This is a genomic window from Caballeronia sp. DA-9 (assembly GCF_051615025.1).
GTDB classification, from domain to species: Bacteria; Pseudomonadota; Gammaproteobacteria; order Burkholderiales; family Burkholderiaceae; genus Caballeronia; species Caballeronia sordidicola.
Genome location: NZ_CP195133.1, coordinates 2,855,993 through 2,876,630 on the forward strand (window position 1 = coordinate 2,855,993; position 20,638 = coordinate 2,876,630).

General features: G+C 59.1%; 18 protein-coding genes and 2 pseudogenes. 6 read left to right on the forward strand and 14 right to left on the reverse strand.

The features are described 5' to 3' along the window. Nucleotides 1–44 precede the first annotated feature (44 nt). Nucleotides 45–926: an amidohydrolase family protein gene (locus ACRWA7_RS29275; protein WP_244164102.1), complete on the forward strand. Its 882-nt coding sequence runs from the start codon at nt 45–47 to the stop codon at nt 924–926. 111 nt (nt 927–1,037) lie between these two features. On the opposite strand, the gene ACRWA7_RS29280 is transcribed toward ACRWA7_RS29275, so the two are convergent. The 8 genes and pseudogenes from ACRWA7_RS29280 to ACRWA7_RS29315 form a co-directional block, all read right to left on the reverse strand. Continuing rightward, nucleotides 1,038–1,196, reverse strand: coding sequence for a hypothetical protein (locus ACRWA7_RS29280; protein ID WP_438393973.1), 159 nt, complete (start codon nt 1,194–1,196; stop codon nt 1,038–1,040). A gap of 190 nt (nt 1,197–1,386) precedes the next feature. After that, a pseudogene (locus ACRWA7_RS29285) lies at nt 1,387–1,620 on the reverse strand (IS6 family transposase); the annotation flags it as partial. Nucleotides 1,621–1,859: 239 nt separating this feature from the next. Further along, nucleotides 1,860–2,747, reverse strand: a complete 888-nt coding sequence (locus ACRWA7_RS29290; RefSeq protein ID WP_082850529.1) for an aspartate dehydrogenase — start codon at nt 2,745–2,747, stop codon at nt 1,860–1,862. A 10-nt stretch (nt 2,748–2,757) separates the two neighbouring features. After that, nucleotides 2,758–3,840 (reverse strand): porin, encoded by a 1,083-nt coding sequence (locus ACRWA7_RS29295; RefSeq protein WP_438393974.1) that lies wholly within the window; start codon nt 3,838–3,840, stop codon nt 2,758–2,760. 79 nt (nt 3,841–3,919) lie between these two features. Continuing rightward, on the reverse strand, nt 3,920–5,110 hold the full coding sequence (locus ACRWA7_RS29300) for an LLM class flavin-dependent oxidoreductase (RefSeq protein WP_438393976.1): 1,191 nt from the start codon (nt 5,108–5,110) through the stop codon (nt 3,920–3,922). 41 nt (nt 5,111–5,151) lie between these two features. Beyond that, nucleotides 5,152–6,297, reverse strand: a complete 1,146-nt coding sequence (locus tag ACRWA7_RS29305; RefSeq protein ID WP_438393979.1) for an MFS transporter — start codon at nt 6,295–6,297, stop codon at nt 5,152–5,154. A gap of 207 nt (nt 6,298–6,504) precedes the next feature. Next, nucleotides 6,505–7,806, reverse strand: a complete 1,302-nt coding sequence (locus ACRWA7_RS29310) for an NtaA/DmoA family FMN-dependent monooxygenase (protein WP_438393980.1) — start codon at nt 7,804–7,806, stop codon at nt 6,505–6,507. A gap of 41 nt (nt 7,807–7,847) precedes the next feature. Beyond that, the gene (locus tag ACRWA7_RS29315) at nt 7,848–8,264 is read right to left on the reverse strand and encodes an OsmC family protein (RefSeq protein WP_438393982.1); all 417 of its coding nucleotides are present in this window, start codon (nt 8,262–8,264) and stop codon (nt 7,848–7,850) included. Between the two features lie 276 nt (nt 8,265–8,540). On the opposite strand from ACRWA7_RS29315, the gene ACRWA7_RS29320 reads away from it, so the two are divergent. Next, entirely contained in the window at nt 8,541–9,938 is a 1,398-nt protein-coding gene (locus ACRWA7_RS29320) for an aminotransferase class I/II-fold pyridoxal phosphate-dependent enzyme (protein WP_438393985.1), read from the forward strand. Nucleotides 9,939–10,226: 288 nt separating this feature from the next. Here ACRWA7_RS29320 and ACRWA7_RS29325 read toward each other — a convergent pair whose 3' ends face one another. After that, a complete protein-coding gene (locus tag ACRWA7_RS29325) occupies nt 10,227–10,754 on the reverse strand; it encodes a hypothetical protein (protein WP_438393987.1) in 528 nt (175 codons plus the stop codon). A gap of 345 nt (nt 10,755–11,099) precedes the next feature. Here ACRWA7_RS29325 and ACRWA7_RS29330 point away from each other — a divergent pair. Further along, a pseudogene (locus ACRWA7_RS29330) lies at nt 11,100–11,273 on the forward strand (IS5/IS1182 family transposase); the annotation flags it as partial. A gap of 587 nt (nt 11,274–11,860) precedes the next feature. Further along, complete coding sequence (locus ACRWA7_RS29335) at nt 11,861–13,012, forward strand: porin (protein ID WP_438393989.1); 1,152 nt, start codon at nt 11,861–11,863, stop codon at nt 13,010–13,012. 212 nt (nt 13,013–13,224) lie between these two features. Here ACRWA7_RS29335 and ACRWA7_RS29340 read toward each other — a convergent pair whose 3' ends face one another. The 4 genes from ACRWA7_RS29340 to ACRWA7_RS29355 form a co-directional block, all read right to left on the reverse strand. Next, complete coding sequence (locus ACRWA7_RS29340) at nt 13,225–13,767, reverse strand: DUF2889 domain-containing protein (protein ID WP_438393991.1); 543 nt, start codon at nt 13,765–13,767, stop codon at nt 13,225–13,227. 86 nt (nt 13,768–13,853) lie between these two features. Then, entirely contained in the window at nt 13,854–14,813 is a 960-nt protein-coding gene (locus tag ACRWA7_RS29345; protein ID WP_438393994.1) for a D-2-hydroxyacid dehydrogenase family protein, read from the reverse strand. Further along, nucleotides 14,810–16,735: an ABC transporter permease gene (locus tag ACRWA7_RS29350; RefSeq protein WP_438393997.1), complete on the reverse strand. Its 1,926-nt coding sequence runs from the start codon at nt 16,733–16,735 to the stop codon at nt 14,810–14,812. Before ACRWA7_RS29350 ends, ACRWA7_RS29345 begins: the two co-directional genes overlap by 4 nt. A gap of 20 nt (nt 16,736–16,755) precedes the next feature. Further along, complete coding sequence (locus ACRWA7_RS29355; protein WP_438393999.1) at nt 16,756–18,018, reverse strand: ABC transporter substrate-binding protein; 1,263 nt, start codon at nt 18,016–18,018, stop codon at nt 16,756–16,758. A 120-nt stretch (nt 18,019–18,138) separates the two neighbouring features. Between ACRWA7_RS29355 and ACRWA7_RS29360 the strand changes: the two genes are divergently transcribed. Both ACRWA7_RS29360 and ACRWA7_RS29365 read left to right on the forward strand, forming a co-directional pair. Next, nucleotides 18,139–18,972, forward strand: coding sequence for an ABC transporter ATP-binding protein (locus ACRWA7_RS29360; protein ID WP_438394002.1), 834 nt, complete (start codon nt 18,139–18,141; stop codon nt 18,970–18,972). Then, entirely contained in the window at nt 18,965–19,657 is a 693-nt protein-coding gene (locus ACRWA7_RS29365; RefSeq protein ID WP_438394004.1) for an ABC transporter ATP-binding protein, read from the forward strand. Before ACRWA7_RS29360 ends, ACRWA7_RS29365 begins: the two co-directional genes overlap by 8 nt. Nucleotides 19,658–19,705: 48 nt before the next feature. Here the strand turns inward: ACRWA7_RS29365 and ACRWA7_RS29370 are convergent, their stop codons facing one another. After that, a complete protein-coding gene (locus ACRWA7_RS29370; protein WP_438394006.1) occupies nt 19,706–20,566 on the reverse strand; it encodes an oxidoreductase in 861 nt (286 codons plus the stop codon). Nucleotides 20,567–20,638 lie beyond the last annotated feature (72 nt).

Below are 20,638 nucleotides of genomic sequence, written 5' to 3' on the forward strand. Positions count from 1 at the left end.
CTGCGACGGGCTTCCTGATTCCCCGCGCCAAGGAACATTGAATCGTGATCAATCCCGTGTGTGAGCCGGCGCGTGCGATTTCACGCGCGCCAAGAAGTCCATTGCCGCCCGGTACCGTCGACTGCCATTTCCATGTATTCGGACCGGCGAGCGAATGGCCGTATGCGCCGGCACGCAGCTATACACCGCCCGATGCGCCGCTTGCGGACTATGAGCATCTGGCGCAGACCCTGGGCATCGCGCGGTCGGTGATTGTCCAGCCAAGCCCATACGGTATGGACAACCGTCGCAGCCTGCAGGCGGTGGCCGCGAGCCGGATACCGATGCGTGCGGTCTTAGTGGTCGAGCCGAGCGTCACGGATGCCGAACTTGCTGAATTTCATCGTCTCGGCACGCGCGGCGTGCGGCTGAACCTGCTGTTCGGCGCGGGCCTGGCGATGGACACGGCAAGCACGCTCGCGCAGCGCATCAGCGAACTCGGCTGGCACTTGCAGTTTCTCGCCGACGTCTCGACGATCGACGATCTCCCCGCGCTGGTTCAGCGCTTGCGCGTGCCGGCCGTGTTCGATCACCTGGGCCATGTGCCGGCGAACAAGGGCATCCGCAATGCGGGTTTCCAGAATCTCCTTGCGCTGGTGCGCGAGGGACGCGCGTGGGTGAAGTTGTCGGGAACCTATCGAAGCACGAGCCGACAGACTACGCCTTTCGAAGACACCCGGCCCTTCGTCGAGGCCTTGATCGGTGCGAACCCGCATCAGCTCGTATGGGGCACCGACTGGCCGCACCCATCGATACCCGTACCCATGCCCGACGACACCGATCTTGTCGACCAGTTTGGTGAATGGGTCAACGACGCGTCGCTACGACAAGCGATTTTTGTCGACAACCCGGAGCGGTTGTATGACTTCGAGCCATACACGGTTTAGCCGACTTCGATCATTACTTGATCCCCTCTCGTAACGCGCTCCCGCCCTCAAATCCGAACGAACTGATATGCACACAGTCGAGGGTCGGCGCATAACGCACGTGCTTGCCCACTACGGCGTCATCATTTCGCGTGCGGCTTGCATCACTGGCATTGAATAAACTTCATCAAATGTTCCATTCATGTCCCACACCAGCAGTCCACGAAGCGCCGGACCGAGCATTGTGGTCGCCAGCATGGACAGCGCTTTAAGGCAATAACGATGCGTCATCGGAGGGTTCACTTTCGTTCATCTTCTCAATACTTACCTGCCATCCTCAACGGCTGACTTTTCCACGGTCGCTCACTACCACGCCTTTTGAACGCAGCAGCACCGGGCGGTTTGAAGCATGCCCCTGCAGGCCGGCTTCGGAAAGCCAACTTCCGTCTTTAGTACAGCATCACAAGCTCCTCGCTTGTGTTCGTGACACACACCTCCATTCGCCCTTGACCTTGATGTAGGTCTCGTCCATTCGCCAGCTTCGACCAATCTTTTTCTTGCGCGGTCCGAATGCCTTACCGAGCGCAGGCGGCTACTGGATAGCACACCGGTGCACCGTCGAATGATCGACCGACACTGCCCGCTCGGACATCATTTCTTCCAGATGACGTAGACTCAATGGATAGGCCACATCCTAACGCACGCATGTCAGCATTATGTCCAGCGGATAATGCCGCCGTTTGAGCGCCTTGCTCACAGCGGCGTTGGGTCTTAATCATTCGTTACATTGCTCGTCTCGGGACCGGCCACCATAGCAGATCGGCTACTGCGCCAGAACCCCAGTAATACGTGGTTAGCGCACATACGTTCATCGACGCCGGTGCAGGAGGTTTGGGACTTGGCGGGGCACTTTAATCGACCTGGGGTACGATGCCGAACGCGTCACTAAGAATGCTAATCTGAATCCCGCGTGTCTTGAAAACGCTCTTTCCTGGACGTCCGGACCGTGTGTGGTCCAAGACATTGGTCGCGCAGAAAACGAATCGCGCTGAATGCCGTCAACGCGGAAGTTTTCCGGTTCTGCGCTGACGGATTCCCGTCGATCTCCACGCGCAGCTCGCCGAATACGCCGCGTGCCCAAACGATGTGAGTATTGGTTGTTGCAGCAGGATCAGCGATCAACTGCACACGTGTACGCCCGAAGCCGATGCCTGCCAGCGCCACCGCCGCGGCGACGTTCGCGTTCTTAGGGTAAAGCCGCGCTGCCTCGCCAGCTGTGCCATCAAAAATCACGGTCGCCCCACAAACGGCATTGAGCCTGCCAGCGGCATCGGCGAGCGTGCCGCGCCAGGCGTCAACCGGCTTGCGGCCGGTGTAGCGAACTTCGTGAAGCACGCCGACCGCCGCAGCCGACAGCGCGTCGATACCGCCGACCGCCCCTGATAGGGGCGCCGCGCGCGTGCCTCCAGCCACCTCGGCAGCGTTGAGTGCTTCGCGAAGGGCATCGTCAGTGAGCGCCCCGACGGAGGCAATCGCGCAGTCAACGCCGCGACGTAGAAGCGGAATTACGTGGTCGCCGATTGCGCGATGCCCCGCACATTCGAGCGCGAACTGCGGCCTTTGAGGTAGTTCGTCGACTGAGCTGACCACCACCACCGACGTGCCGACACGGCGCTGCACCGCTTCGACGCTGCGTGGCGATGTGATTATCTGGCTGATGGCAATATCAGGATCGTCAACGAACGCGTCGAACACAGTCGAGCCTATTGCGCCGAAGCCGATCAACGTAACGAGCGCGCGGCGACTCACACCTGGTATGTCTGCAGACGCTTGAGTATCCATTGAACGCTCGTCAGAAGAAGTGATGCATGCCGATGCGCAACGCCGCCTGATTAGCGCTGGACGACGGTGCGAGCAGGGGGATGGCAGCATTGCCTGAGCCGCTTGCGTGCTGCCACGCGAGCTGCGCATAGACCGTGGTCCGCACCGAAAGCTTGTACATATCGCCGACACCCACCTCCGCGTACCGTGTATCAGTCAGCCATGACAGATACCCGCCGACGTTGACGGTGTTTGCTACAGTGGTATGGAAATCAGCGCCCGCCTCGACCGTACGCATGCGACCCGAAGCAGTGTCCGTTCCCAAGTTCACCTGAGTCAGCATGCCATGCAGGTCCACTTTCTGGCCGATTGAATAGAACGCGGACAGGCCGCTGATGCGCTGTGTCCTCGCACTAAAAACAGCCCCAGTGGCGAGCGATTGTCCGAGGAAACTCGAATAGCCGAGCTTCGACCCCACATCGATCGCGTGGTTGCGCCAACTGCTATACACCGCCGATGCACGGAACGGACCATTCTTATACAACACGTCGGCGGAAAACACATGCCCCGGTTGCGTGACCGTGTCGTCCAGGCCGTAAATAGCACTCGCAGTCAGTCCACCGATTTCCGGTGTCGTATAACGCAGCGAATTGTTGATCGAATCGCCCATGATCCCGATGTTGTCGAGATTCGCCGGGTGGAACAGATAGAACGTGTACTGAATACTGCCGTTCGAATTGAGCCGCAGCGCCTCGGTCGTCAGGTCAAGTTGCCGACCCATCGTGAACGTACCGTACTGGGGTGAAGACAAGCCCACGTATGCAAAATGGCTGAACGCCTCATTACCGATCGTTCCGGCGCCGGTATTGGAGAGAAACCCGTGCTGCAACGCAAACACCGCTTTCAGATGATTCCCGAGATCCTCGCTGCCGCGCAAGCCAAAGAAATCAGGCACAGCGACTGGACCCGCGAGTGCCGTGCCACTGCCTTTGGCATTCGTGTTGTACGTCACCCCCTCGTCGATACTGCCATACAGCGTCACACTGCTTTGCGCGTGGGCGCCAGCCGCAAACCACGCCAGTGCGGCAGCACTGTATATTTTTCTTTTTATCATTAGTTATCCTATTTATTTAATATGTAAAAAGACGTGACCGGCTTCTAGATAAGCCGGTCCGCGCCGTGGTTCCGGATTCCTACTCGTGCTCGAGCCTCAGTCCTCGCGCTCGGAGCAACGGCAGCACGTTCGCAGCAAAGAAATCCAGTTCGGGCGCATAATCATAGAAGCCGATCTGCGCGCCGTCGATGCCCGCTTCATGCAGTTTCTGCAGCGCGTCGGCCACGTCGTCGGGGTCGCCGACAATCTGGATGTGACCGCCGAGAATCCGGTCGGCCGGCACGTGTTCCTTCCATCCCTGCGCATCGCCGCCCGAGTGACGCGCGGTGTACGCCCTGACCGACTCGTAGTCTGCCTGCGCCAGGATCGCGTCGCGATACGCGAACGCCTCTTGCCGCGTCGGCTTGCAAATGACGAGGGGGAAAATGATCACTTTTGGCGAGCGCCCCGTGTCTGCATACGGTGCGCGAATCCGCTTCACATGCTCTGGCAGCGCCTCGATCGCACGCTCGAACACCGCCCCGGCCGGACTCGACGTGAACACCACGTCCGAATGCCGAGCTGCGTACTCGAAACCGGCCTGGGACGCGCTCGCTGACACCATGATCGGGCGGCCGTAGCGCGGCCGCGGCGACACATACGCGTTTTCGAGCTGATAGAAGCGACCTTCATGGGTGACGTTTTCGCTGCCCTCCCACAAGGTCTCCATCACCGATGCGAACTCGTCCGCACGCTCATAGCGCTCGTCATGCGCGATCCGCTTCATCCCAAACATCAGCGGTTCGGCCGCATCGTAACCTGTCACGATATTCAGCCCGAACTTGCCGCCTGAAATATGATCGGCGGTCGCTGCGAAGCGCGCGAGATGTAGCGGATGCCAGCTGCCATATAGGATGTGTACTGTCGAGATCGTGATAATGCGCGTAGTCAACGCACTCAACGCGACGGTCGACATGAAAGGATCAAGGAAGTTTTCCCGGTAATGTGAGGCGCCACCGAAACCGCCCTTGGGCACCCATTGCTGCAGGCCGAACACGAAGTCAAAACCGTGCGATTCCGCTTTCAGCACCAAGGCACGGTTGTAGTCGAAAGCCCAGTCCGTACCGCGCGGATAGGTCGATTGGGAAAAACCGCCGGTCTGCGTCGGCAGGAACAGGCCGAGCATCAGCGGCTCACGGCCGGCCTTCGACAGAGGGCTGTCCGGAAAATCGAGCGGGCCTTGTAGCGCTGGCGCGCGGGGTGTTGATTGTGTTGCGGGTTCTGTTGACATGACTCTTGGACCACAGGAAGAAAAGGATTTGCGGATGTCGGTCAGTCCGGCAGGCCACGGCCGCGAGTTTCCGGCAGAAATAGCATTGCGACGACCCCGAGCAGGTAGATCGGAGCAAACCAGACGGCGACCTTGCCGAAGCCACCGAGCACCGCGGCGAGTGTGCCGGCGGTGATGGCACCTGCCATCGCCAGATAGCGAGCACCGGAGAACACAATGCTAATAGCCGTGGCGCGGATCCGCGTCGGGAACAGTTCCGGCGTGTGGATTGCATACCAGCTATACAGGCCACCTGTGAAGAAGCCCGCGACCAGTTGCGCGAGCGTCACAACCTGCGCGGACCCGAGACCGGCGAACACCACCGGCACGATCAGCAGCGATCCGAGCAGGTAGACAATCGTTGTCGGTCGGCGTCCCCAGCTCTCCGCCAGAAAGCCCATCGCAATGCAGCCGACGATCTCGCCGAGGTTGTACAACGCACCCGCCCAACCTGCTAGCGAAGCTGCGGTGCGCGGATCGTGTGCGAGGCTGCCGACGAAGGTCGGCAGAAAGGACGTTACCGCCCACCAGCCGCCCGTAATCGATATGGATACCGCGAGCGCGGCGGCCAGATGCCTGCGGACCGCGGGCGTGGCAAAGAGCGCGAACGGTTTCGCGTCGTGCTGAGCCTTGGTCCATCGGGTCGACTCGGGAATGTGCCGGTACACAGCGAGGATTATCACAAGCGGCACAACTCCGAAGAGGTACATCCAGCGCCACGACAACCCGAGCGTCGAACCGATCAGCACCCACAAGCCGGATACCAGCAATCCACCGACCGAAAAACCTGCCTGCAACAGCCCTGCTCCGCGCGTACGCCACTTCTCCGGCCACACTTCCTGCAGCAGCGAGGTGCCGACGCCCCATTCCGCCCCGATGCCCACACCCGTGAAGAAACGCGCAAGCGCCAGCCATTCCCATGACGAAGCCAAAGCCGATGCGGTGGTCGCTATGCTGTAGAGCGCGACGCCGAGAATCATCGTCCTCCGGCGGCCGATCCGGTCGCCCATCACGCCGCCAAGCACGCCGCCCGTTGCCCAGCCCGCCAACGTGATTGTCACCAGGTATCCGAGATATCTCGCAAATGCATGGCCCACCTCTGGGCGCAGCAATTCCGCCAGCGCGGGCCGCCCCGTCACGAGCAACACGAAGGTGTCGTAGCCGTCCGCAATCCAGAATGTCGTGACGATTGCCAGTACGCCCCAAGCCTCTCGTGTAATCGAGGCCTGTGATGATGGGGAAATTTTTTGAACGGACTGGTTCGCGTACATATTTTTATATGGATTACTAATCTGTTAATGGAATATGAGTTTTGCAGATCACCAAGTCCACCAGCAACGTGCGAAACGCCTGCACTAGAAAGCCATCAGGTTTTCCCTGAAACGCTTGTGCTCGTAACGCGTGCGCACCACGCCAAGACGCTGCAACGCGGGCACGAGGCCATCGGTGATCTCGGCGATGTAGCGCCGCGTCAGGTCCGGGTCCATCAGGAGGAAGCCGTCACCGCCGACTTCATCGACGATTTCCGACAGCCGCGCGGCCACGTCCGACGCGGTACCAACCAGATTGACATCCGAGAGCATCTTGCCGCTGCCGCTAATCTCGCGCAGCGTACGGCCCGTGTACTGCGCGACGAGTGTCTGGTGGCCGTTCGACTTTAGCTCCGGCAACGGCTCATCCAGGTCGAACTTCGAGAAGTCGATCCCGCTCGTGCGCGACAGCGACGCGAGATGCGCGTCCAGATGCCGCTCAGTGTCCTCGAGCTGCGCGCGCCGGCGCAGCTCGGCGCTCTCTCGCGACTCGTCGACGATCGGCGTGATCAGGAACAACACCTTGATGCCGTCCGGGTCGCGCCCCGCCTCGCGTGCCTTTGCCCGGATGTCCTCGCGAAACGCCTTCATTGAGGCCACGCTGCGCGCGGTGCCGATGACTGTTTCGGCCCAGCGGGCTGCGAACTGGCGGCCACGGGGGGAACCACCCGCCTGGCAGATCACCGGTCGCCCCTGCGGCGAGCGGGGCGCACCGAGCGGTCCTCGGGAGCGAAAATATTTACCCTCGAAGTACACCGGCCGAACTTTCGACGAATCCGCGAAGATCTCGTTTTCCTGGTCCATCACGACGGCGTCCTCATCCCACGACTCCCATAGCCGTGTGACGAGATCGGCGTATTCGTCCGCCATCTCGTAGCGCTCATCGTGCGGATACTGGCGCTCGAGCCCGAAATTCTGAGCACCCCCATCGTTGCTACCAGTCACGAGATTCCACCCAGCGCGGCCAAGGCTCACGTGGTCCAACGTGTTCGTCAGGCGCGCGAGTTGAAACGGGTGATATTCAGTGGTCGAAAGCGTCGTCACGACGCCGAGGCGGCGCGTCGCCTGAATCAGGAACGAGGCGAGCACGGCCGGATCGAGCTTCGGCGAATCGACCGCATAGCGTAGATAGGTATCGTGCGAATTGCCGTACGTGTAAGGGATGTTCGATGAATCCTCGATCATTACGTAGTCGAATGCGGCGCGCTCCAGCGCGCGCGAAAGATCGACGAACAGGTCGGGCGAAGTCCATCCCTTCGGGTTCGGGCCGCCCCACGGCAGCCGCCATGCTTTCGGGCCGTAGCCGCGGGAGATGAACCATGCGAGGTGAAACGGTTTGCGTGCCATGATTGCTTCAGGTCAGGTCGGGCTGCGAGGCCGCAGAGGGGTTACGGGTATGCCCGGACCGCGACCGAAATCGGGCCGCCGCGCCGAACTGTGTTGTAGATCACGCAGCCACTGGTGAAGTGGTCGATCAGTTGCTGTGCCTCAACCTGCGTAACGCCATATACCGCGACATCGATATGCACGCGCTCAAAGCGGGTCCGGTCTTCCGCGTCGCGCACTGAGTCGACGGCCGCCGTGGCGTGCTTCACCGTGAGATTCAATTCGCGGGCGGCCTTCTCAACGCTTCCGAGCGCGCACACGCCCAGCGCCGATAACAGCAGTTCTGAGGGTTCTGTCGCGACCGTGTCGCCATCGCGCGCCGACGGAGAATCCGACGCGAAGAGGTTGCCGCGACTCTCTACCAGATAGCGTCCCATGACACCGATGGTGGTTGTCGTTGCACTGCGTTGCTCGCTCATGAGTAGACATCCTTCCAAGATCAAAGAGGGTTTTCCGTGATGAAATTAGATACGACCACGTCCGTTTCTTCCAGTAACATATTCAGATATGTTTATCTCATAAAAATATGTTCACCTGCTCCGGTACTACCCACACAATGGAACGTCGTAACCTGACCTATAGGACGAGACTCGCGGTAGACTGCCGTTCCCGGGGCCGTCTCAGCAATGGGCAGACCCCGTCCAGCGGGCCTTCCGACCGGCATCAAGATTTGGCCACGACAATGGATTGATTGAATGACCGCGACAAAAAGCGCGCTTGAGAACCTGGATTGCGACACCGGCCAACTGGCTGAGGCTGACTGGTTGGCCCGTTATGTTCAGACTGACGGCGGCGGCAATCTGGTCAACAGCATCCGGGATCTGATCCAGTCTGGACGGCTGCAGACCGGCGCACGCCTGCCGACAGTGCGTATACTGGGCTCCCTTCTAGGCGTCAGCCCGGCGACGGTCGCGGGCGCCTGGTCCCGGCTGCGTGAGCTCGGCCTGATCGAAACGCGCCGACGCGGTGGGACGGTTGTGACGGACATCGGCGCTCGGGTCGCTCTGCGCTCGGGGGTACGCGACGAACAATCGTGGGATCTGGCGCAGGGGCTCATCGATTACTCGCTACTGCCCGATCTCGGTCAGGCGTTACTGGCCGGGCTGCAGGAATCCTCGATTCATCGGGCGTCGAAGGAACACGCGATCCCGAGCCTGGTGGCCGCGGTGAGCCCGACCTGGCCGTTTCAGCCAGAAGCATGGAGCACCGCGGGAAGCGGCACCGAAGGCACGCTGCTCGCGATCCAGGCTGCGGCCGGCGAACGAAGCGTCGTCGCCATCGAGTCGCCGACCAGCCCCCGGCTGCTGGACATCTGCGCGACTCTCGGGCTTGAGCTAATTGCCGTTGAATGTGACGAAAGCGGCCCCACGCCCGAGTCACTGCGCGAAGCCCTGACGCGGCAACCGGCGGCATTCGTCTATCAGCCGCGCGCACAGGTGCCGCTTGGCCACGCGGTCAACGCGGCGCGATTGAGTGAATTGGCTCAGGAATTGAAGCGGAGCCCGAACACACAGATCGTCGAAGACGATTTTATCGGTATGATTTCTTTGGCCACGGCACCAAGCATGGGGGCGCTTCTTCAAGGCCGGACACTGTTGGTGCGTGGGTATTGCAACACATACGGAATTGATCTTCGCACCTGCGTGATCGGCGGTTCGTCCAGACTCGTGGATCGGGTACGACGTCTGCGCAGCTTCGGCGCCGCGATGAACAGCAGGATTCTCCAGGGCGCGCTCGCATGGCTACTGCGCGACGAGCGAACTGGTAAGGCCGTCGCCAACGCCCAGCAACGTTACGCCGTGCGCCGCCAGAACCTTCTCATGCTGTTGCGGGCACGAGAACTGACTGTGCAAGGTAACGACGGTCTCAACCTATGGGTATCGGTGGCTCACGAGGAAGCAGCAATCGTCTCACTGGCCGCACATGGAATTTCGGTTGGAAGTGGAAGCCGCTGCCATGTAGGTCAAAAGACGGGTGAATTCCTCCGCCTGTCCACTGCCCGCTTACCCGATGACATCAAAGCACTTGAACAGATCGCAGACCGCTTTGAAGAGATAAAAGGCAGTCCGACGGTCACGATCCTACGCAATTAGCAGCGCTTATTGCTTCCAGGCGTGCCCTGTGTGTTGCCCGATGAATCATGCAGACCGCAAAGCCACCCCGTATCGTGCATGTTAAAACTGTCACCTTTTCGTCACATTGGTGACAATGCACTGCAATTCGTGCGAGCAACTACTTACACAGGAAGGATCTGCCCCGCCCCACTCCGCGCTTGCGCCCGTCGGTACCCCCGGAAGCTGCGACCGATGCTGCGCCGACCTGTTCTCATTAGTTGGTACCGCTGTTGTACATGCGGGACAAACTGGATCCGCGAGATGGACTCAGAGCCCGCTGGCAACAGACATTGGATCTGTCTGGGCGGTGCTACCAGTATTCTCGAATCCGATCGATTGCGGAGCCTGACCTCCGAGGCCGCCTTCGACGTCGGGAACGTCAGCGCATAATGAAGGTATCAAGGTTTCATGGATCCATAGCGAATCCCCAAGCGCTTCGAACAAGAAGGGCGCGGCGTGACTCTCGAACTCCTTCCCTTGAATACGCCGACCCATATCGCCGCACTTGTCGACGGCCGCCTCGGTGGTGGGTTCGTCTATCTGCTGAACGGGACACCCGATATCTGATCGGAATTGCCGAACCGCAGGATTCGTTCTTAACGTAATACCGAAAGTAACAACAGAAACAGCAATCTTTTCCCTTGTTTCGGCTGGCATCGATGTAGCGACCGTGAACGGGGCCAATTGTGCGGGGTCACCTGCGCTCGTGCGGCTTGCGAAACTAAGTCGCCAACTCGGCCGATACATCTCCCAGTCAATGGTTCTCGATCCGGACAACTGATCGCCGTTAATCATGAGTTTTCAAAAATTCTACGGGCTGAGTGCCCAGGTGCATTCCTTCCGATTCGCGGAAATCCCGGAACAGGCATATGAGCCGCTGTCCAAGGGGTAATCCGCGCGCGCTTAAAAAGATCTAGATGAATCAGAAGGAGATGTCCGACACGAGTTGTTTTCGAGTTCTCTTCCTTACTTTGGAAGCCGCGTACGTGTAGCCAAAACGCGTCCACGCAGCGGGGTCAAACAGGATCGGATTCGTTCTCCCAGTAGCGAGGTTTACGAAGACGCCTGAAAACGGCGCTGCCCCGTCCGCAACATCGTCCCCTATAGGTTGAACGCCCGTACCGCGATCGCCTGATTGACCAGACTGTCGAGCACCCGTTTGGCACGATCAAGGCATGGATGGGCGCCACTCATTTCCTGACTCGGACCATAGCGGGTGAGCACTGAGACGAGATTGCAAGTGCTGGCGTACAACATGAAAGAGTGATCACGCTACTCGGTTCAGAAGCAGTTATGAGCGCGGTGCAGGCGTGACGCCAGTACGAGATTGTTGAGCCTTTGCGATATCTTCGGCTGTGAATCGATATTCATTCGCGCTGATTCACTGACTTTTGATCGGCGCCACTGCCGTGATTAGCATCGTCCTTTCTAGTTTTTAATAATCGGAAATAAAAAAACGCGGCCCGAAAGCCGCGTGAAGAAAGATGAAAAAGACACCCTTGTCAGAGGGTAGCTCATTTTAAAAGTTAAGCCCGCTGCCAGCCATATTCGGCATCCGGAAGAATGAATTGCGTTAATCGACAGGGAACTTATTGGCGAATTTTCATTCGCGCAAAAAACCCGCAGAGCCTTATGGCAAAAGGCTTTCAATCGACGTCGTGTGAGTGCAACAGTTCTCTCCGCTTACCGGTGCAACCTTACGATGCGCAGAATGATTTCTTCTTTGTTTACCCGCACTTAATTGTCGATGCTTTCGCTATTCCCAATTCAGGAATGCATTATTGCTTGAGACAAAGATAAAGATTTGGAATGCCGGAATACACTGCGCAGCGAGTCGTCAATAAAACATTGGCTATCACTCGAATACGATTCTTCCGCAATGTTTCGGAGCATTACAGATCATGAAGAAAACTGTCATCGCAGCGGGCCTCATGGGCGCTTTCGCCATCACCGCTCACGCACAAAGCAGCGTCACGCTCTACGGCACACTCGACGCCGGCCTCGTCTTTGCAAACAACGAGGGCGGTCACAGCAGCTGGCAACAAGGTAGCGGTTCAGTATCGAATACATATTTTGGCTTGCGCGGCAGCGAAGACCTCGGCGGCGGTCTGCACGCGATCTTCACGTTGGAAAGCGGCTTCAACTTGAACAACGGCGGATTCACGGAAAACAACACCGTCTTTAATCGTCAAGCCTTCGTTGGTCTGCAGAGCAACCAGTACGGCACGCTGACACTCGGCCGTCAATACGACTCGGTGGTCGACTATTTGGCGCCTCTGTCGGCTGCCGGCGGGGGCTACGGCAACAACCTGGCCGCTCACCCGTTCGATAACGACAACCTCGACAACTCGTTCTCGGTCAAGAACGCAGTGAAGTACCAGAGCGCGAACTACGGCGGCGTGAAGTTCGGCGGCCTGTATGGCTTCAGCAACGACGCCGGCCAGTTCTCGAACAACCGTGCATGGAGCGCAGGCGCTTCATATGGCAATGGTCCGTTGAGCGTCGCAGCGGCTTACCTGCAGCTGAACAACTCGGGTAGCAACAACGTCGGCGGGGCTGTATCTCAAGGCGACGGCACCGCAGCCATTGCCGCGCAGCAGCAGCGCACTTACGGCGCGGGCCTCAACTACGCTTACGGCCCAGCGAACGTTGGCCTTGTGTACACGCATACTCAACTGGATGGCATTACCGGCGTGAATGTTGGCGGTACGACACTCGCAGGTGTGGCCGGCACGAACCTGCATATGGACAACTACGAAGTGAACGGCCGCTATGCGCTGACGCCGGCCATGAGTCTTGCTGCAGCGTACACGTTCACTGACGGCAAGGTCTCGGGCTCGAACGGTTCGGGCGATCCAAAATGGCATACGGTCTCGCTACAAGGCGACTACTCGCTGAGCAAGCGTACCGACGTCTATCTCGAAGGCGTGTATCAGCATGCATCGGGTGAACTCGGCAACTTCGGTGCGAACGTTGCATCGATCAATACGCTTTCGCCGTCATCGACAGTTAATCAAACGGTGGTCGCGGTGGGCATGCGTCACCGGTTCTGAGCCTGCCTAACAGGACTGCCATCTGCCGCGCGCATGAGACGATCATGCGCGTTTTTTGGCTGGTGCGCGCTCCTTCCCCTTGCGATGAACCTCGCGTCATGCAAGACAAAACAATATCCCTGCGCCGAAGAATATGGCGTTTTCCAAGGAGACGTCGTGGTCAGACCGTTAGTTGATTTTTTGGTTGTCCGCAGCTTTTCCTGTGGCCTCTGCTACTCAGCCTTGATGCTCCATCGCGGATAGTATTTCGCCACAACCGGACCGCTCGTCGATAACGCGTGGCAGCGGTTCAACTGAAACGGCTGCTTGACGTCCTGCTGTTCACGCGCACGGCGATTGGCCATCGTCTGGAATGCGAGCGTCGCGAGGATGCCGATCATGTCGGTGACGTGGGTACATCCCTGAGTGCCTGCGAACAGGGATCGCACTTGCGACGAAAATCCCGGCGCGATGCGCAAGCCTGTCAGTTGTCCATAGTCAGGAGCGATTTGCTCGCAGTGCCCCACATAAGGCACGGCATCGAACGCGGCTTCAGCGGCAGTGATGGTCAGCGTTTCGTCGACCGTGATGCGCAACCACATGTCGTGAATGGGCTCGCCCGCCATGCGATTGCCCGCGGGCGATTCCTTGGTGTGCGTCTTGGTATCGACAAGATGCGCTTCGAGGTCGTAGAGGCCCCCCGGCCGGGAGTAGCCGTTGGCTTCTATCTTGCGAGTGTGGAGCAACTGGCGTTCACTGGCGGGCGAAAGAGGCATAGAAGTTTGAAGAGTGGAAGCGAGTTCCGGCGGCACTTTCATTTTGCAAGCTAGTGCATGACGAGCCGCCGCACGTACGATCCCGCTCAGGATAAAGTATTGAGCGGCCGCACGGTTTTTCCATCGAGAAACGCCACGATATCTTCCAGCGCGCCACTATAGATTAGCTCGTAGTTTTCTTTGGTGACGTAGCCAACGTGCGGCGCAAGCACCACGTTCTCCAGCGTCCGAAACGGATGATTGGCCGGCATGGGTTCTATGTCGAACACATCGAGTGCGGCGCCGCCAATCTGCTTTTGCGCAAGGGCCGCGACGAGCGCGCTTTCATCCACGATAGGACCACGCGCCGTGTTCACCAGATAAGCCGTCGGCTTCATTAGCGATAGTTCGCGCGCGCCAAGCAGGCCTCGTGTGCGATCCGACAATTTCGAATGAATCGATACAACGTCGGACCGCGCCATCAACTCGTCGAGCTCCACGCGCAACGCACCGGACGCCGCGGCCGCCTCATTCGTGAGGTTCTGGCTCCAGGCAAGCACCTTCATCCCGAGGATATTTCCGTAACCCGCCATTTGACGCCCGAGATTCCCAAGGCCGATCACGCCGAGCGTCTTGCCGTGCAGCCCGACGCCCAGCGTTGTTTGCCACTGACCGGCGCGGATCGCACGATCTTCCCGCGGAATGGCGCGGGCAAGGGCAAGCATCAGACCGAGCGCCATTTCGGCGGCGGGCGTCGGAAGGTCGTCGGTGCCGCAGACTTGTATGCCGCGCTCGGTGGCGGCACGTATATCGACCGATGCGTTCCACATTGCCGCCGTGATCAGCAGCTTCAGGTTCGGCAACCGTTCAATCAAAGCGCGCGACACGCGGGTTCGCTCGCGCATCAGCACGATGACCTCGAACGCATGCAAACGCTCAGCGAGCGCATCCACGTCGTCGAGATGATCGGGGAACGCCGTCACTTTCGCGCGCGGCGCGAGGCTGTTCCAGTCCGCCATTTTCATGGCGACGTTCTGGTAGTCATCAAGCAGGGCTACGTTAATCACAGTTCGGAACTCCGGTGGATCGCAGTATCGTCAGCGCTGGTTTGCATGGGCTGCCTGGCGCGCGATTGCGCACGTTCAGCACGGCGGTCCTGCATGGATGGCAGACGGAAAAGAATCTCGCCGAGCACGCCGCGCCGGAACACCATGACCACGATCACGAACGTCACGCCGAGAACCAGGCTTCCGCTGTCCGTGAGCGTACTCAGAAAGTCCCTGAGGAACACGACGATACCCGCGCCGAGCATTGGCCCGAACACCGTGCCCACGCCGCCAAGCAGCGTCATCATGATGGGCTCGCCGGACGCACGCCAGTAGACCGATTCCAGGCTGACGAACTCATGGTTGAGCGCAAAAAGCGATCCCGCGATGCTGATCAGAAACGCCGACAACGCGTACGCGCGCAGCCGCAGCCCTTGCACGTTGTAGCCCACGCTCAGCATGCGCCTTTCGCTATCGCGCGCACCGCCGAGCGAGAGTCCAAACGGTGACCGGATCACGAGGAATACAAAGCCGATTGCAAGTGCGACGATGAACAGCGCGAGATAATAGTAGATGATCTGGTTCTCGAGAGGGAAGCCGAATAACGAGCCGCGCGCAATGCCATGCAGCCCGTCTTCGCCCCCGGTGTACTGCGGCGTCTGGTTGATGACGAAGTAGACAATCTCGGCGAGCGCGAATGTCACCATTGAAAAATAGATACCCTGCTTGCGCGAGATCAGCGCACCGAAAGCAACCGCGATCATCGTGCTGATTGAGACGCCCGCGATAAAACCAATCCACATTGGATAATGCAGCTTGGCGATCATGATGCCGGTGATGTATGCGCTGCCGCCCCAATAAGCCGCCTGACCGAACGACAGCAGGCCTGCGAACGCAAAAAGGATATCGAAGCCAAGCGCGCACAGACCCCACAGCACGATGTCACATGCAAGCACCGGATAGACGAACCACGGCAATATGATCCCCACGGCAAGTGCAACCAGTTTGAGTTTCCAGCCCATCACGAGCCTTCGCGCCGCAGGCGTGATCGGCGTGTAGTGCAGCGGAAAATGCGCAACGTCGATACCCCGGAATATGCCGCCCGGACGCACGATCAACACGGCGATCATCAAAATGTAAGTTGCCGCATTGGCTGCAGGTGGATACCAGATTGCGGCTACAGCCGACAGCACACCGACCGCAAAGCCCATGACAACCGAACCGGCGATCGACCCGAGCCCCCCGGCCACGACGACCGCAAATGTAGTCGCGATCATCTCCTGGCCCATGAACGGCGATATGTTTCGCAATGGCGCGGCAAGCACCCCGGCGATAGCAGCGAGGCCCGCCGCAAACGCGAACGTTCCGGAGACCAGCACTGGCACGCGCACGCCAAAGCAACGCAGAAGATCCGGGCGCTCGGTTCCTGCGCGCACCAGCGCGCCGAGCCTCGTGCGTTCCAGCAGCAGCCACGTGGCGCCGCAGACCACCATCGAAAATACGAGTACGAAAAACCGATACTTCGGATAAACGATAAACCCCAAGTTGATGGCGCCCGCAAGCGCACTGGGGACAAGAAACGGCGCACCTTGTACGGCGAAGAAGTGCCGCATCGAATCTTCGATGATCAGCGTGAGCCCGAACGTCAGCAGTAAGTTATACGATGGGTCGAGTCCGTAGAGACGCCGGAGAAACAATCTTTCAAGCACCAGCCCGAAGCCGCCAATAACGATAGGCGCAACCAGCATCGCGACCCAAAGCGAGAGGCCGAAATCCGATCCCACGCTGAATGCAATGAAGGCGCCCAGCATATAAAGCGCGCCGTGGGCAAAGTTGACGACCCGCATCATGCCGAAGATCACGCTCAGGCCCAGGCTCATCAACGCGATAAAACCGCCGTTGACCAGCCCGTTGAACAGCTGCGACAAATAGTATTGCGACATGGATAGCTCTCCGCCGATGTCTATTGCCAGTCGTGCTTGCAGGTACTTTCCGAAGCGGGCATGAATGCGTCCTTGCCGCTGACCGTGGCGAGCACGGTGAACACATCATCGGGTGTCTTGACCTCATTGGCCTTCTTGACCTGCTCGAGGTACATATCGTGGACAACAATATGATCAGCTTTCCTGAACGTGGCGTTACGCGCGAAAAAATCATCGAACGTTGTCCCTTCCAGCGCGGCCGCAATCTTGTCCGGATCGTCTGAACCAATCCGCTTGACCGTGCTCAGGACTTGTGTCACCGCCGAATAGTTGCCGGCATGAAGGCTGCCGGGCGCGGATCCGTATAGCTTGCGGTATCGGCTTGTCCAGTCGCGCGTGCGGTCATCGTAGTTCCAGTACCACGGGTCCGCGAGAATCGCGCCCGACCAAGCCGATATACCGAGTGCGGCCACGTCGGTCAGATTCATCTGTCCGGGGACCAGACGCACCGACCCGCTCATCAGCCCGAATTCCCCCGCTTGCTTGACGGCATTACGCAAGTCCTGTCCGGATTCCAGCAGGCCGATAGCATCCGCGTGCGCAGCCTGGGCCTTCAAGAGGAAGCTCGAAAAGTCATCGTTTGGAAACGGCACCATGTCGTTGCCGACCACCGTCCCGCCGGCAGCTTTCGCGGCGCGGCTGAATTGTTCGAGCAGGGAGTGACCGAACGCATAGTCGGCTGTGATGAAGTACCAGCGTTTGGCGCCAAGCTTGGTGACCTTCGTGGCCGCAAGGTTTGCCAATGCATACGTGTCCCACGCATAGTGCCACGCGTATTTGGTGCAGAACTCGTTAGTCAGAGCGGTGGTCCCGGGACTCACGAACGTGGTGGTCACCTTGTATTTCTTGGCGAGCTTCGCCACTTCGATTGCCGCCGCTGACCCGGTCACATCGGTGATCATGTTCACGCCCTGGGTCTCGATCAGCTGGCGCGTCTTGTTGACTGTGATACCTACATCTAGCTTGTTATCCAGCACGATCAACTTGATGGGCACACCATTCACGCTGCCACCAAAATCGCTGATTGCCATCTTCGCTGCATTCACCGACCCCTTGCCTGACGTATCCGAATAGACCGTCGACAGATCGGTGATTACCAGAATGGTGAACGCCTTTCCCGTCATTTGTGCATGAGCTGAAGCCGCGCCTCCCAGCGCCGCAGCGACCGCGGCAGCGCACGCAATTGCTTTCGCCGACACGCTGCGCAGCCAGCCTGCGCGCAGCAATCCGCCTCTGTGTTTCATGGTTGCGTCTCCGGAATTTTTTGATGTAACTTCAACCACCCCACGAGAATGCATTGTATATTAGCTCTGTCAAATATTTTTATTTTTTATATTTTTAAGGGTTTCAACGGAGGTTCGGCGATGTCAAAGAGTGCTGAATACGTAAGGGGCGAAGCTGGAAAGGCTCCGAGCATTGCAACGCGGGAACCCGTGATCGAGACGCGTGGACTGCGCAAGGAATTCGATGGTTTCGTGGCCGTTGCGGGCGTGGATTTGCGATTTGCCGGAACGGGTGTGTTCGGCATCATTGGCCCCAACGGTGCGGGCAAGACGACCTTCTTTAACCTGCTCAGCAGTTTCCTAAAGCCGTCTGCCGGAAAGGTGCTGTTCCATGATCAGGACATCTCACGCCTCAATCCGCAAGCTGTGTCGCGGCTTGGCATTGTGCGCAGCTTCCAGATCAGCAGCATTTTCAGCCACATGAGCGTCGCCGAAAATCTGCTTCTTCCCATGCAGCGGCGAGCAACCAGCGGATGTGAGTTCTGGCGGCGCAGTCATGGTCTCGATGTGCATCGCCAAGAGATCGACGACATCATGGATCAAGTCGGTATTGCGTCTGCGTGGCGTGACCAGCAGGCATCTGCCCTGCCCTACGGACTCAAACGCTCATTGGAACTCGGCATCAGCCTCGCGACGCGGCCGCAGGTTCTTCTGCTCGATGAACCGACGGCGGGCATGTCGTCGCAGGACATCGGCAGGATCATCGACTTGATCCGCACCATTGCCTATGACCGCATGGTGATCATGGTCGAGCACAATCTGCGCGTTGTGTCCGACCTCGCGCGACAGATTATTGTGCTGCAACAAGGTAGCGTACTGACCGTAGGTTCATACGATGAAGTGCATTCGGACCCGCGCGTGATTGAAGCGTATCTCGGCGGCAAACGCGGAGTTGGAGGACACGGCCATGCTTGAAGTGCGCAACCTGCACGCGTCGTATGGCGAGACGCAAGTGCTGCACGGCATCGACTTCGACGTCCAGCCCGGTGAAGTGGTCACGCTCATCGGCCGTAACGGTGTGGGCAAGACTACGACACTGAAGTCGATCATCGGCGACATGCGGCAGCGCAGCGGAACGGTGAAATACAAGGGCGTTGACGTATTGCCGCTCGGTCCAGAACGCACGGCGCGCTCGGGCATTGGCTACGTTGCCGAAGATCGTGGCATCTTCGCGACGCTGAGCGTGCAGGAGAACCTTGTGATCTCCCCGGTTCATGGATCGGCAGCATGGCCGCTCGAGCGCATTTACGAGTTGTTCCCCGTACTACGCGAACGGAGTCACCAGAAGGCGTCGACGCTTTCGGGTGGAGAGCAGCAGATGCTTGCCATCGCACGCCCCTTGCACATGGGCTCACAACTCATTCTTCTAGATGAACCTACGGAAGGTCTTGCACCTGTCATCGTCGACCGGATTGGCGACGTCATCCTGCAACTCAAGGCGGATGGCCGTACGGTTCTTCTTGTAGAGCAGAACTTGCGATTCGCTATATCCGTGGCGGACCGTCACAACCTCATGGTCGACGGCAAGATCATCCAGACCCTGACAAATGACGACGTGATTGCACGCGAAGACGAACTGCTCGAACATCTTGGTGTTTGAGTGATGGCGCGCTTGAGTGCGATACAAAAGCGCGCCCCAACAACATGATCAGTCAGGAAAATCTGCACCGACCGTTGTCGCTTCCCATGTGTCCAGATCGTTGATCAGCCTGCCAAGTTTCTTGCGAACCACGCCGAGTCCCTGGCGACCGAGCACGAGGTTCGAAGGCGGAGACTCTGCCTCGACCGCGGCGATAATCGCCAGTGCCGCTCGCACCGGGTCGCCCGGCTGGCGACCGCTGTTCGCGGCAACGTCCGCGCGGCGTCTCCCCGCAATCGACGCGTAGGCATCGAGTGTCTTGCTGGTCTGTTTCAATGACCGCCCCGCCCAGTCCGTCCGGAATGGTCCCGGCTCGACCGTCGTGACCTTGATGCCCAATTCGGCAGTCTCGCGAGCGAGCGCTTCGCCAAGGCCTTCCAACGCGAACTTGGTTGCGGCGTAATAACCGCTGCCGGGATTGCCGACCAGGCCACCGACAGACGTGATATTGACGATATGTCCCGCGCCCTGTTCACGCATTACGGGCAATACGGCTTTGATCGCGGTGACCGCGCCGAAGAAGTTGACTTCGAACATGGCGCGCACTTCGTTGTCTTCGCCTTCTTCCACAGCCGACAAGTAACCATATCCCGCATTGTTCACAAGCACGTCGATGCGGCCGAACTTTGCCTTCGCTTCGGCTATCGCTTCACTTACGGCCTCTGGAGACGTGACATCGAGTTTGAGCGCGAGCGCGTTTTCGGGGTTTGAGCTTGCCAGATCGGCGACGCTGCCCGGGTCCCGCGCGGTAATGACTGCGCGCCATCCGCGCGCCAATACCGCCAAGGCTATTTCGCGGCCGAAACCGGTCGAGCAACCGGTGATAAACCAGACTGGAGATGCGGACGAACTGGAAGAAGCAGTCGACATGATGGTCCTTGTTCTGTGCTGCGGCGACGCGCGAACCCTTGCTTACAGCCTTGTTTACAGGCTCGCACAGGT

Excerpts from the sequence above, each read along its gene's own strand:
- ACRWA7_RS29315 (WP_438393982.1), bottom strand. The coding sequence starts at position 8,264 with ATGAGCGAGCAACGCAGTGCAACGACAACCACCATCGGTGTCATGGGA.
- ACRWA7_RS29320 (WP_438393985.1), top strand. The coding sequence starts at position 8,541 with ATGACCGCGACAAAAAGCGCGCTTGAGAACCTGGATTGCGACACCGGC.
- ACRWA7_RS29290 (WP_082850529.1), bottom strand. The coding sequence starts at position 2,747 with ATGGATACTCAAGCGTCTGCAGACATACCAGGTGTGAGTCGCCGCGCG.
- ACRWA7_RS29310 (WP_438393980.1), bottom strand. The coding sequence starts at position 7,806 with ATGGCACGCAAACCGTTTCACCTCGCATGGTTCATCTCCCGCGGCTAC.
- ACRWA7_RS29365 (WP_438394004.1), top strand. The coding sequence starts at position 18,965 with ATGCTTGAAGTGCGCAACCTGCACGCGTCGTATGGCGAGACGCAAGTG.
- ACRWA7_RS29370 (WP_438394006.1), bottom strand. The coding sequence starts at position 20,566 with ATGTCGACTGCTTCTTCCAGTTCGTCCGCATCTCCAGTCTGGTTTATC.
- ACRWA7_RS29350 (WP_438393997.1), bottom strand. The coding sequence starts at position 16,735 with ATGTCGCAATACTATTTGTCGCAGCTGTTCAACGGGCTGGTCAACGGC.
- ACRWA7_RS29300 (WP_438393976.1), bottom strand. The coding sequence starts at position 5,110 with ATGTCAACAGAACCCGCAACACAATCAACACCCCGCGCGCCAGCGCTA.
- ACRWA7_RS29295 (WP_438393974.1), bottom strand. The coding sequence starts at position 3,840 with ATGATAAAAAGAAAAATATACAGTGCTGCCGCACTGGCGTGGTTTGCG.
- ACRWA7_RS29360 (WP_438394002.1), top strand. The coding sequence starts at position 18,139 with ATGTCAAAGAGTGCTGAATACGTAAGGGGCGAAGCTGGAAAGGCTCCG.
- ACRWA7_RS29355 (WP_438393999.1), bottom strand. The coding sequence starts at position 18,018 with ATGAAACACAGAGGCGGATTGCTGCGCGCAGGCTGGCTGCGCAGCGTG.
- ACRWA7_RS29340 (WP_438393991.1), bottom strand. The coding sequence starts at position 13,767 with ATGCCTCTTTCGCCCGCCAGTGAACGCCAGTTGCTCCACACTCGCAAG.
- ACRWA7_RS29325 (WP_438393987.1), bottom strand. The coding sequence starts at position 10,754 with ATGATTAACGGCGATCAGTTGTCCGGATCGAGAACCATTGACTGGGAG.
- ACRWA7_RS29280 (WP_438393973.1), bottom strand. The coding sequence starts at position 1,196 with ATGACGCATCGTTATTGCCTTAAAGCGCTGTCCATGCTGGCGACCACA.
- ACRWA7_RS29335 (WP_438393989.1), top strand. The coding sequence starts at position 11,861 with ATGAAGAAAACTGTCATCGCAGCGGGCCTCATGGGCGCTTTCGCCATC.